The 12,954-nt window shown below is 49.8% G+C and carries 9 protein-coding genes; 5 read left to right on the forward strand and 4 right to left on the reverse strand.

Going from position 1 to position 12,954, the window contains the following annotated elements:
• Window positions 1–10: 10 nt before the first annotated feature.
• The 3 genes from rsxB to C2M36_RS11950 all read right to left on the reverse strand — a co-directional run bounded on the left by rsxB (window position 11) and on the right by C2M36_RS11950 (window position 2,297).
• Window positions 11–565: an electron transport complex subunit RsxB gene (gene rsxB / locus C2M36_RS11940; RefSeq protein ID WP_105190674.1), complete on the reverse strand. Its 555-nt coding sequence runs from the start codon at window positions 563–565 to the stop codon at window positions 11–13.
• A gap of 2 nt (window positions 566–567) precedes the next feature.
• Window positions 568–1,149 (reverse strand): electron transport complex subunit RsxA, encoded by a 582-nt coding sequence (gene rsxA, locus C2M36_RS11945; RefSeq protein ID WP_105190380.1) that lies wholly within the window; start codon window positions 1,147–1,149, stop codon window positions 568–570.
• Between the two features lie 116 nt (window positions 1,150–1,265).
• Window positions 1,266–2,297 carry a LacI family DNA-binding transcriptional regulator gene (locus C2M36_RS11950; RefSeq protein ID WP_105255077.1) on the reverse strand — a complete coding sequence of 344 codons (1,032 nt, stop codon included), beginning with the start codon at window positions 2,295–2,297 and terminating at the stop codon, window positions 1,266–1,268.
• Between the two features lie 528 nt (window positions 2,298–2,825).
• Here C2M36_RS11950 and pgi point away from each other — a divergent pair.
• From pgi to C2M36_RS11970, 4 genes are all read left to right on the forward strand, one after another.
• The gene (gene pgi, locus C2M36_RS11955; RefSeq protein ID WP_105255078.1) at window positions 2,826–4,469 is read left to right on the forward strand and encodes a glucose-6-phosphate isomerase; all 1,644 of its coding nucleotides are present in this window, start codon (window positions 2,826–2,828) and stop codon (window positions 4,467–4,469) included.
• A 374-nt stretch (window positions 4,470–4,843) separates the two neighbouring features.
• Complete coding sequence (gene zwf / locus C2M36_RS11960) at window positions 4,844–6,316, forward strand: glucose-6-phosphate dehydrogenase (protein ID WP_105255079.1); 1,473 nt, start codon at window positions 4,844–4,846, stop codon at window positions 6,314–6,316.
• Window positions 6,316–7,026, forward strand: coding sequence for a 6-phosphogluconolactonase (pgl, locus tag C2M36_RS11965; RefSeq protein ID WP_105255080.1), 711 nt, complete (start codon window positions 6,316–6,318; stop codon window positions 7,024–7,026). The genes zwf and pgl overlap by 1 nt, the downstream gene beginning before the upstream one ends.
• Before the next feature lie 437 nt (window positions 7,027–7,463).
• Entirely contained in the window at window positions 7,464–10,064 is a 2,601-nt protein-coding gene (locus tag C2M36_RS11970; RefSeq protein WP_105255081.1) for a TonB-dependent receptor, read from the forward strand.
• Between the two features lie 72 nt (window positions 10,065–10,136).
• Here C2M36_RS11970 and C2M36_RS11975 read toward each other — a convergent pair whose 3' ends face one another.
• Window positions 10,137–11,678, reverse strand: coding sequence for a tryptophan halogenase family protein (locus C2M36_RS11975; RefSeq protein WP_105255082.1), 1,542 nt, complete (start codon window positions 11,676–11,678; stop codon window positions 10,137–10,139).
• 480 nt (window positions 11,679–12,158) lie between these two features.
• Here C2M36_RS11975 and C2M36_RS11980 point away from each other — a divergent pair, with 480 nt between their 5' ends.
• Window positions 12,159–12,866, forward strand: coding sequence for a SapC family protein (locus tag C2M36_RS11980; RefSeq protein ID WP_105255083.1), 708 nt, complete (start codon window positions 12,159–12,161; stop codon window positions 12,864–12,866).
• Window positions 12,867–12,954: the final 88 nt, after the last annotated feature.

Genomic DNA, 12,954 nt, shown 5'->3' on the forward strand with positions numbered 1-12,954 from the left:
ACTGCACCTCTTAATCAATTTGTGTCACGGGGATGGCTTGCAACTGCCATTTCCACGTTTGTTTGGTTTGCGCGACCGGCACCATGTCGATGCAATCCACCGGGCAGGGGTCGACACATAAGTCGCAGCCAGTGCATTCGTCAATCAGTACCGTGTGCATCTGTCGCGTGGCGCCAACGATGGCATCGACCGGACAGGCCTGAATACATTTGGTACAGCCGATACATTCGTCTTCGCGAATATAGGCCACTTTTTTTTCCGGCTCGGCTTGCTCGCCCCCGGCCAAGGGAGTTGCTTCCACGCCCATAAGATCCGCTAATTTTTTGACCGTGGCATCACCGCCTGGTGGGCACTTGTTGACCTCATCACCATTGGCGATGGCTTCGGCATAGGGGCGACAGCCCGGATAGCCGCACTGACCACATTGGGTTTGCGGCAAAATGGCATCGATTTGCTCGACAATGGGGTCGCTTTCAACGCGAAAGCGCACCGCGGCAAAGCCGAGGATTACGCCGAACACTAACGCTAATATGCCCACTGCACAGAGGGCGTAAAATAAAATCATCATTAAAACTTAACTAATCCGCTAAAGCCCATAAAGGCCATAGACATTAATCCGGCGGTGACCATGGCGATGGCCGCCCCCTTAAAAGGCACCGGCACATCGGCCCCGGCCAGACGCTCCCGCATCGCGGCGAACAGCACCAGCACCAGCGAAAAGCCCACGGCGGCGCCGAAGCCGTAGACGGCCGACTCGACAAAACTATGCTGCTCTTTAATATTTAACAAGGCCACCCCAAGCACGGCACAGTTGGTGGTGATCAGGGGTAAGAAGATACCGAGTAAGCGGTAGAGTGTGGGTGAGGTTTTTTGTACTACCATTTCGGTAAATTGCACGACCACGGCGATCACCAAGATAAAGCTCATGGTGCGTAAAAAGGTCAGCTCTAAAGGCAGCAGGATATATTGATTCACCAGGTAACTAGTGACGGAAGCCAAGGTCAGTACAAAGGTGGTGGCCAGTGACATGCCAACGGCGGTATCCAGTTTGCTAGATACGCCCATAAAGGGGCACAGACCCAAAAACTGTACTAATACGAAATTGTTGACCAATACGGTACTGACAAGCAGTAAGAGATATTCCGTCATAGGCACCCAAGAAGCTGAAAAGAACCGAACTATTATCCTTATTTCTCGGTCATTTCACAACAGTTGCGATGGTCATTTGCGAGATTGTGGCGGTGCTGAGACCGCCATGTTTGTGCTTAGGCGGTTTTGGCGTCGGAGCTGCCGCGGATCACCAGGCTTGGAGTGAAGATACGAGTGATGTCTTTATCTTGATTGCGTGCGCCCCGGGTTTTGCTGAACAAAAGTCGTGCCGCATGCTGGGAGATCTCATCATTATCCTGATGGGCGGTGGTCAGCTTGGGCCAGGTCTGCTTGGAGAAGGGGGAGTCCTCAAAGCCGGTAATGGCCAACTCACCGGGAATGGCAATATTCATTAGACGCGCGGCAAACAAGGCACCGGCGGCGATTTCATCGTTACCGCCCATCACCGCGGTGATGCCCTGGCGATTGTTATCTTTTAGTAGCTCTTTGGCGCCCTCGACGCCAGATTCAAAGGAATATTCGCCGCGGTAGAGCAGGGATTCTCGGGCTTCAATTTTATGATCGGCCAGTGCTTGTTGATAGCCAGCCAAGCGTTCTGCGGTGGATTTGTGTCCCTGATCACCACAAATAAAGGCAATGTTTTTATGACCATGCTGCAACAGGTGAGAGGTGATCTCGTAGGCCGCCGCATAGTCATTCACATAAATACAGGAATTGTTGTCGTTGTCATCGCCGCGACCAGAAAGAATGCGCACATAGTGCATGTTCATCTCATCCAGTTCGTCGATCAGCTCCTGTTGCTCCGACAAGGGAGGGGTGAGCACCAGACCGGCGATACGGGAGCGACGGATCATGGTTTTTAGCTCGGTTTTCATGTTGTCATCGGCATAGCTGCAGGGGTGGATAACCAGCTCATAGCCTTCTTGACGGCAACGAGAGAGCACACCGTTTTGCATGTCTATTACATAATAGGCATTGGGGTTGTCATAGACTAAACCTATGGCGTAGGAAGAGGTACCGGCTAGGTTACGGGCAGCGAGGTTGGGTTGGTAATTTAGCTCTTTGACCGCGGCCATCACCAAATCATGGGTCTTTTTGCGTACCGAAGGTTCGTTGTTAATTACCCGCGAAACCGTTTTCATTGACACCCCGGCCAGTTTCGCAACGTCATTGATGGTTACTTTCATGAGCGTTTCTTATTATCTCGGCAGCGCAAGGCGATGCCCGTATTTGTTACCTAATTAGTGTGTCTAATTAGTGACCTAGTGGCGTAGCTCCCGGCTTTTTCTCGCCATGCAGCGTATGGTTGCGACAATTTCTTACCGCTTAGCCCAGATAAGCCAAGTTGGCGAGCCAGTTCGGCAAACTAGGTTCCAGCAGCTGTTTTCAAAGAAAAATGACTCTAGGTCAATTTTTCATTGAGTGTATCTAAAGTTATGAATAATTAGCAGAGAAAATTTTAAATTTTCCTAATGATACCGGTGTCAAGGACGAAAATATGCGCTATGATCCGCTCATAAAATTTAAAATTAGCCATTTGACAGCGTTGTCATTTTAACTTAACGTTCACTTTTAACGGCAATTTAAAATGCAAGATTGGTGGGTTTGTCCTCGAACTTTCACAAAAATAGAGAAAAATGTGGTGAGAGTGAGTCGATTCGTGGTCAGGGACCGCGAAGGCCTATTAATCTAGTTAGAAATATAAGGAATTAACAATGGTAGCAAGTCGTTCACAATTAACTAGTTGGCTGGCGCTTAAAGAGCAGGCAAAGGGGTTGAAAAACACGCACCTTAAAGACTTGTTTGCAGCCGACCAGAACCGTTTTGATACGCTGTCATTGACCATTCCCGGGGTGTTATTTGACTACTCCAAGCAATTGATAGATGTGCAGGTGCGCGACACATTAGTCGAGCTGGCAGAACAATGTGACTTGCCCAAATGGCGCGACAAAATGTTTGCCGGTGACAAGATTAATTTCAACGAGCAACGCGCGGTTTTGCATACCGCACTGCGTAATCCGGGTAATCGGGCTATCAAGGTTGACGGCGTAAATGTTGTTGAACAGGTACACAATGAGCTGGCAAAAATGGCCGCCTTTGTCGACAAGGTACGCAGTGGTCAATGGCTGGGTTATAGCAATAAAGCCATTCGTGACGTCGTCAGTATTGGTGTTGGTGGCTCGAATTTAGGCCCGCAAATGGCCACCGAAGCTCTGGCAAGTTATGCCGATGAAACCCTTGGGGTGCATTATATCTCTAACGTTGATGGCGTGCAGATTGCACAGGTATTAAAGCGGCTCGACCCAGAAACTACCTTGTTTGTGGTGTCATCGAAAACCTTTACCACGTCAGAGACCATGACCAATGCCACCACTGCGGTGCGTTGGCTAAAAGACGCAGCAAAAAATGATCAGGCCGTGGCCAAGCATTTTGTTGCGGTGAGTACGAATTTACAAAAAACCGCCGAGTTTGGCATTGCCGATGAAAACGTATTCACCATGTGGGATTGGGTTGGTGGTCGATTTTCGATGTGGAGTGCGATAGGTTTGCCTATCGCTTTGTACCTCGGCTTTGAGGCCTTTACAGAATTATTGGCCGGGGCGTTTGAGATTGATGAACACTTTTGCCAGGCACCTTTGGCCGCCAATATCCCTGTATTAATGGGGTTATTGAGCGTTTGGAATACCAGCTTTTTAGATCATCGAGCCCAGGCCATTTTGCCCTATGATCAGGCCCTGCATATGTTGCCGGCCTATCTGCAGCAAGGTGAAATGGAAAGTAATGGTAAGGCGGTAAACTTTGCCGGCGAGTCCGTGAACTACAATACGGTGCCCTTGATCTGGGGTATGACGGGGATCAATGGCCAGCATGCTTTTTACCAGTATCTGCACCAAGGCACGACCATAGTTCCAGCGGACTTTATCGCCTCGGTACAGCCGCAAACGGACGTTGAGAGACATCATGATGTTCTTATGTCGAACTTCTTCGCCCAAAGCGAGGCCATGATGAATGGCGTTGATGCCGAGCAGGTCCGAGCCGACTTGCTGCAAAAGGGTGTCAGTGAGCAACAAATAGAAACGCTTATTGCCCATAAAATTCATCAGGGCAATCGGCCAACAAGCTCGCTTATCCTCGATAAGGTCGATGCTCGAGGGCTAGGGCGCTTAATTGCCTTGTATGAACACAAGATATTCGTGCAGGGGATCGTTTTAGAGATTTGCTCCTTCGATCAATGGGGCGTCGAGCTTGGCAAGGGACTGGCAAAGAATATCGAGTCAGAGCTGCGTGCACACAGTGTTGGGGAGCACGATAGTTCAACGCAGGGACTGATGGCGTATTATCTTAATAAACGCCACTAACAAATTAGCTGCTTAGCAGCGAAGCCATTAATGCCTTCTTCCTGAAGGGGGACGGCTTACAGAATACCTTTGAACGGGTAGCGCTGGAGTCTTTGGGGCCTGTATTTTTGTGAGAGGAATTACAGTGACCCTAAAGCTCATTTATTCCCAAGCTCCGATTGCTAGATATCTAGGGTCGGAGCTTTGCCTTTTTCGTCAGCACCAATAAGTAAACGCTGGCGCTAACGGCTATCGGCACCCATGAGTGCACACTAACATCAGGGTCACTAGCCTAGCGCTTGTTATAATTCCCAATAAGAACAACGAATGTGCCACTTGCAGGCTTGGCATCGCTGGCTTGTCGGAACACACAATAAACAGGTAGAGAGTAAATCATGCTAAATCCTTTTGATATCATCATCTTTGGTGGCGGCGGCGACCTTGCTTTGCGCAAGTTGCTACCGGCCATGTATCGCGCTTATCAGGAAGGGAACTTGCCACAAGGAACGCGGATCTTACCTACCGTACGCGGCACAGAGCAACGTGATGCGTATATTGACACCGCACACAGCGCCCTTAAAGAGCACCTGAGTAAAGGTGAATACAACAATAAAGACTGGCAAGCCTTTGCCAAGTATCTGGTGCCCGTGGTGGTTAATGTAACCGAGGCCGACGCCCACTGGGATGAGTTGAAAGCGATACTTGGTGAGCATGATGAAGATAAATCACGCGTCTTTTACCTTTCCTTGCCGCCGGCGGTATACGGCACCTGCTGTGAAATTCTCTCCACCAAGGGATTGATCACCGACACCTCGCGAGTGGTGGTGGAAAAGCCCATCGGCTACTGCGGTAAATCCGCGGAGCAGATCAATGCCAAGATCGCTCAATATTTTAGCGAAGAGCAGATTTTCCGTATCGACCACTACCTGGGCAAAGAGACGGTGCAAAATCTGATGGCGCTGCGTTTCTCCAATTCGGTATTTGAAAACCTGTGGGATGCCAAAACCATAGACAACATTCAAATCAGTATTTCCGAGACCGTGGGCCTGGAGAGCCGCGCCGGCTTCTATGATAAGGCCGGGGCGCTGCGCGATATGATCCAAAACCACTTGTTGCAGTTACTGTGTTTGGTAGCCATGGAGTCGCCGCATAAGCTCAATGCCAACTCCATTCGCACCGAAAAATTAAAAGTGCTTGAGGCGCTGCGCCCGCTAGTGGCCGAGCAGGTTGACGACAATATCGTGCGTGGTCAGTATGTACCGGGCGAGCTCGATGGCAAAATCGTCCCGGGATACCTCGAAGAGTTGGCAGACGGTCCTAGTAATACCGAAACCTTTGTTGCCATTCGGGCGCATATTGATAACTGGCGCTGGGCGGGCGTGCCCTTTTATCTGCGTACCGGCAAGCGCATGAAAAAACGTTGTGCCGAAATCGTGGTGGAGTACAAACCGGTCTCTCATAATGTCTATGATGAGAGTGTGGGCCCCATTCAACCAAACCGCTTGGTGATCCGCTTGCAGCCGGAAGAAAGCATTCAACTCACGCTGATGTCAAAGCGTTTAGACAACCTCGAGATGCAGCTTGAGCCGGTGACCTTGAACATTGAATTATCCGAGTCCTATGGTTCGGGTTTTCATTCCGATGCCTATAAGCGCTTGATGCTTGATGCCGCGGCCAATAACCCGGCGCTCTTTATTCACCGTGATGAGGTACGTCAGGCCTGGCAGTGGATTGATCCCATTATTGAACGCTGGCAAGAGCAAGGTGCTCCGGCCTTGTACCGTGCCGGTACCTGGGGGCCAGTCGATGCCGATGAACTGTTGGCGGAAACAAAGCATCGTTGGTTCAACACCGGGGAGGGCGCTTAATGGTGACCATCAAAGAGCATTTTTTTGACTCAAAAGAGCAGATGACCCAAGCCCTGGCAGCATCGCTTGCAGAGCGTTTAACCTCTGCTCTAAACGAACGTCAACGTGCGTCGTTACTGGTATCCGGTGGTTCGTCACCGGCGCCGGCCTATAAGTATCTATCGGGCCTAGACATCGCCTGGGATAAGGTTGACGTAGCCATGGTTGACGAGCGCTGGGTCGATGCCGACCATGACAAAAGTAACGAAAGCTTTATTAACAGCACCTTGTTGCAAGATAAGGCCGCCAGCGCCAACTTTATTACCATGAAAAACGGTGCTGCCACAGCCGAGGCCGGAGTAGAGCAGTGTGAGCAAATGTATGCACAGATACAGCGCCCGTTCGATGTCACCATCTTGGGCATGGGCCCGGATGGTCATACCGCGTCGTTATTTCCTCATGCGCAGGGGTTAGAAACGGGTTTGTCGTCGCCACAACTGGTGTGTGCAATTAATGCCATCGAAAGCGAGGTGACCGGCGCTATTACAGAACGTATGACCCTCACCTTGCATGCCATTGCTCAGTCGCGAGTGGTTAAGTTGTTGATCAGCGGCGAGGAAAAACTGGCTGTCTACAAAGAAGCAAAAGCCGGTGGCGACGTGCAGGCGATGCCTTTACGGGCTGTGTTACAGCATCCAGACATCGAACTGGAAGTATACTGGGCTCCGTAAATAATTACCCGTAAGGCTTGGCCTTTAAAATACAGAAAACGCAGCTTAGACTGCGTTTTTTTATGGCCTTGGGAGGGCTTCATCCGTGTCTCAGGCATGGCTGCTTTATATGGCAATCGTATTTAGCAATTGCGCATCTTGCAATCACAACCGCACATTAACCCGCACTTATCGCGTACTTTACTCTTACTCTACAATTTGTGCTATATTCGCCGCGATTCAATCCACAAACCCGCTATGGCTCATTGCTAAATCAAATAAAATCAATTTGTTACAATTAAATTAGTGCTTTTTTTAAACTAAAAAGACAAAAGATGTAGCGAATTTGTAATTTTGAGTGTATGGTTTGTTAGTAGATGACAGCGTTGTCATCATCACTGGGCAGAAGTGATTTGATAATCAACAAAATGATTCAAGAATAATTCAAGGGGAATCCTGTGTTAGCTAAAAATTTTAAGAAAAGCTTATTAGCAGTGAACGTCAGCCTGGCTATAGGTGCCGGTTTTTCCGGTGTTGCCGTGGCGGCCGATACGCAAACTCAATTAAAAGAAGACGTTGAGGTAATTGAAGTTCGTGGTATTCGTCGCTCACTCGCAGCGGCCATGAACACCAAACGTTTCGCCAATTCGGTAGTCGACGCTGTATCCGCCGAGGATATCGGTAAATTCCCGGACAGCGATGTGGGTGAAGCCCTAGGTCGTATTTCGGGTATCTCGGTAAACCGTCAGTTTGGTCAGGGCCAGCAGGTGTCTATTCGCGGTGCCTCGGCACAGCTTACCCGTACCTTGCTAAACGGTCATTCGGTTGCCTCAACTGGTTGGTATGACCAACAGTCTATTGACCGCAGCTTTAACTACACCCTGTTGCCACCTGAGTTAGTGGGCGGTATCGAGGTGAGTAAGTCCTCACAAGCGAATACCGTTGAAGGTGGTATCGGTGGTACCGTTAACGTGAAAACACGCAAGCCGTTGGACCTGGACGCAAACACCATTTTCGGTGGCATTAAGGCCGACTACGGCACCATCTCTGAAGAGACGGATCCAGATGTGTCGGGCCTGTACTCGTGGAAAAACGACAACGAAGACTTCGGCTTCTTGTTGGCGGCAGCCTATTCGGAAACCAGCTACCAGCGTAACGGCATCGAATCTCTGATAGGTTGGGGTGATATTGTACCCACCACCTTTCAACAAGAGCGTGAACGCACCGCAATCAATGCAGCGTTTCAGTATCGTCCAACCGACGCCCTGGAGCTGGGTCTAAATGTCATGAGCCTGGAGCTTGAAGCCAATAACGCTAATACCTCGTTATTTGCCATATTCCCGGACGACAAGGCGGCGGCCTGTGAGCAAACCAACGCTTCGGGCACCTGTACCTATTACCGTCGTGGCGCCGATGATACCAACCCGGGCTGGGCACAAACTTGGGCGCGTGCGGGCTCTATGACCTCGGATACGGTTGATTTTGATTTTAAATATGTGGCCGATAACTTTGAGGTGAGCGGTCGCATTGGTAATACCCAGTCCGACGGGGGCACCGATCTGACTTCAAACTATGGCTTCTGGTTGGGCACGCCAGCCGATTTCGCCGGTACCTATGACGCCACCGGCGAGGTGATCAAGATTGATATCGCCAATAAAGAGTTTGATGCCAGTGACTTCAACGGTGATTTATCACCGGCCGGTTGGTCACTGAAGAAGCAACCTAACTCGGACGAAGAAACTTACGCACAAGTGGACTTCACCTTCCCGGTAGACTTTGGCGCCATTACCGCCATTAAAACCGGCGTGCGCTGGGCCGATCATGAGGTTAAGCAGCTCACCTACTCGGCGAATCTAGTCGACAGTATCGCTGCGAAGAGCGCCGATAATTACTACTCAGGTACCGTATCTTCTGGCGCTGGTTTTACTTTGCCAGAGCCAAACCTGGATGCCATGATAGCCGACGGCTACGCCGCTATTGCTAGCTTTGATAATACCTCGGACGTGTACCGCTCTGGTTACGGCACCATAGAGGAAGAAAACCTGGCTATTTATCTGATGGCCGACTTCGAAGCAGAAGGGATGCGCGGTAATATCGGTGTCCGTTATGTTTCTACCGATGCCGAGTCTGACTACTATGATCTTGATGCCATGGGCAACTACGCGGATACCCTGAGCACCGACAAGGCGGACTATGATGAAGTCTTGCCCAGTGTGAACATTGCCTTTGACCTAAGCGAAGACGTGATCTTACGCGTGTCGGCGGCCCAGGTTATGTCACGCGCTAACTACGCGGATATGTTCTCAGCTTCCACTTTGGCCGGTTACAACGATGGTACCTCGGGCAATGAGGTACTGAAAAAAGGTAATATCGGTCTAGAGCCATTCAAAGCGACCCAGGCGGACTTCGGTATCGAGTACTACTTCGATAGCGACGCCATGTTCAGCGCCACTTACTTTATCAAGGACATTTCTAGCTTTACCAAAACCGATCAAGTGCTTAACCAAAGCATAGGCATTGTTGATAATGACTCAGGCGTAGATAGCTGGACCATAGCCACCATGGGCACCGGTAGCGGCGGTGAAATTCAAGGTCTTGAGCTGCAATTGCAAGATGGATTCGATAATGGCTTCGGCTATCAGGTGAACTACACCTTGGTGGACTCATCTGCACCGGCGGAAAACTTCCCGGATCGTGTATCCCTGTTTACCGATTCATCGGATCATACGGTTAACCTGGTTGGTTACTATGAAACCGACGACTTTAACGTGCGCCTTGCCTATAACTGGCGTTCTGAGTACATGATCCGTGAGTTACCTGGTTTCTATGGCAACCGTGAGCACCAGGACTACGGCACTTTGGACTTGAGCGCCAAGTACTCGGTGACAGATAGCCTGGATGTAACCTTTGAAGCCGTAAACCTGACCGAAGAAGACAGTGTACAAATCGGTGTGGCTGAAGGCGATGCCCAGGTAGTGCCTGAGCTTAAAGACGGCTATCCGGCGTGGTTCTTCGAAGGCGAAGCACGCTATAAGCTTGGCTTACAGTTCCGCTTCTAATTTAAGCTGTGCGCTACAGCAAAAAAGCCAGTGAGTCTTCACTGGCTTTTTTTATGCGTTTAAATTGCGTGCTCAGCGCTTATTGAGCCCGTGGGTACGAATGCTGTTAAGCAGCGCCCGGTTACTGGGCAACTGGGTAGCGAGTTGTTTGCCCTTAGCGACCAGGGCCTCTTGTAACTGGGCGCTTTGGCTGCAATCAATGCGCATCGGGCTGTGGCTTAAATCGGTTTTAAAGTCCATGCCGTACAACACATAAAGATAGTTCTCTAAGCGAAAGGCATCAAAGCCTTGGTTAAAGTCATAATGGCTGGGCAGGTGATGACGCCAATGGCTTAGCTTTTGTTCCAGTCCCTGCGGCCAACCGTTGGGGTCGCGATTATCACGCCAAAATGCGTTGTCGTCACGGTTGGAAATGGCGTAGTGCAGCTTTATAAACTGGATCACGCTGTCCCACATGGCTCCGACCCGCTCATTAAAGCGCTCACTAAGCGCAGCCATGTCATGTTGATTTGTTGGAAATTGACTGGCCAGCAATTTGGCGGTGGCATCGAAGACTAACAGGCCGGTGGCCTCTAGGGGCTCGACAAAGCCCTGCGCCAGGCCAATGGCAACACAGTTTTTATGCCAGAACTTTTGCCTGTACCCCACCGGCATGGCTATTTCTCTGGCCTCGACCTTATCTTCATCCATGCCTAAATAGTCCGCTAGCTGTTTGTGCGCCTGCTCGGTGCTGATATAACGGTCGCTAAACACATGACCAACGCCACGGCGGGTGGGCAGGGCGATATCCCAGATCCAACCGGCACTTTGTGCAGTCGCCAGGGTGCATGAAGGCAGCTCGGCTTGAGGGTCTTGATGAGGCACCTGAATGGCTAGGGCCTTGTTCACGAACAAGATGTCGCTTTTGTCGACAAAGGGCACCTGCATGGCCTGACCAAGGAGGCGGCTGCTAAAACCGGAGCAATCAATATAAAGGTCGGCGCTGTGGGCCCGGCCCTGATTATCGATCAGTGCCTTGATGGCGCCCGTATCATCCAACTGCACCTGCTCAATATGCACTGATTGGTGATTTACACCTAGTTGCTCACGACCCTGTTTCGCCAATAAGGCGGCGAATTTAGCCGCATCCAGATGGTAGCCGTAGGCCATCTGGCCCTGATATTGAGGGCAACAGATGGTTTTCGGCGCCAAACCCTGATCGCATATCTGCGCCTGAGTGCCGACCTGATGAGCAAACTTGCGTGTTGGGTCGAGACACCAGGCGGCGAGGTTATCCTTGTTTAGCAAGGGATAATCAAAGGGGTGGTAATAATAATGCGGTTGCTCGTTCTGCGGCTGCATCCAGTTGTTAAAGCGTATTCCTTGTTTAAAGGATACATCACAGGCGTTGATAAACTCCGACTCGCAGATGCCAAATTCTTTTAGGGTGTGCACCATCAAGGGAACCGTGCCTTCGCCCACGCCTATGGTTGGGGTATCAGGCGACTCTAGCAGGGTGATTTTAACGCCACCTTGGTCGACGCCTTTAAGTTGAGTGGCCAAGTGATTGGCGCTTAACCAGGCGGCGGTGCCGCCACCGAGAATAAGCACAGAACGAATTTGGGTATCTTGCATTCGAATTCACCTCTTTATGATAGCGCTGTCATTATAGCCTTGTTGGCTTTTTAATACACCTTATTAACAACTTTGACCCTCGTCTAACCCGGTGGCAAAAACAGAAAGTGAGGGAAAATTTACGGTGGTTTTTCACTTATCTAAAATGAAATCACAACATTACGCGTGCTCAATGTGGGTATTTTAAGGGCAAAATATCAGCATCATTGCGGCTTTTTTGTCGCCTTGGCTGGCTAGGTTTGATTACCTTTGGCTTTCCTGAAAGCCTTATCTGGCCTTGTGTTAAGGGCAAAAAATTTGCTAGTAAAAGGGCTGAGGATGTCACTTAAAGACAACAATGAGAACACCGTCATATCTTAAAAAGTTGAAGCGAAAAAGGGACATGAAACTTTAATGTATTTTCGCTTTCTTTTTGCCAGTAAAACCGATAGCCTTAGGCCACAACAAGTAATAAATACGTAAATAGTATGGAGCAGTATTATGGCGGAGCAACAAGTACAGCCTTTGCATAACGAAAAGCATGCCAACACCAAAGTAAAACATGGCCTGAACATCGAATTTTTAAAAACTCAGCATTTAGTGCCAGTTGTGGCGCACGAGTTTGGCCGTATCGCCAATGAATTCCCAATGGCATTCGTAAAGAACAATGAATCTGGTAAATTCCAAGCGGTTGCCTTATTCGGTCTTGAGCCAGGTGAAAACCTATTTATCAAAGACGACCAATGGCAGGCAGGTTTTGCCCCGCTAGCGGTTACTCGCTACCCACTAGGTTTGGTTAAGCACCCTGAGCAAGAGCAATATGGTGTTGTTATCGACGAAGCCAGCCCGCTAGTAGGCGAAGAAGAAGGCAATGCCTTGTTCGAAAATGGTGAAGAGACGGATTACCTTAAGCGTCGTAAAGAAGCTCTGGTTTCTTTCATCGAGTTCAGCGGCGTAACCGATGCCTTCACTCAGTACCTTGCCGATAAAGAACTATTGGTAGCGCAAACGCTAACGGTTGATATCAAGGGTGAGAAAAAAGACATCACGGGTATCTACTTGGTGGATGAGAAGAAACTGAACGAGTTAAGCGACGAAGACTTCCTTGAGCTACGTAAGCGCGGTTACCTTGCGCCTATCTACTCTTTCTTAACCTCGACTCATCAGGTTGCACGCCTAGCACGTTTAAAAGCAGAGCGTGATGCATAAGAGAATCGTTTAAAGACGAACTGAAAAAGCCCGGTCATAACCGGGCTTTTTTGTGCCTGGCTGGTTACTAATTCGGCTGTTAACCATG

Origin of the sequence: Pseudoalteromonas sp. T1lg75, assembly GCF_002964705.1 — a bacterium.
Taxonomy (GTDB): Bacteria; Pseudomonadota; Gammaproteobacteria; order Enterobacterales; family Alteromonadaceae; genus Pseudoalteromonas.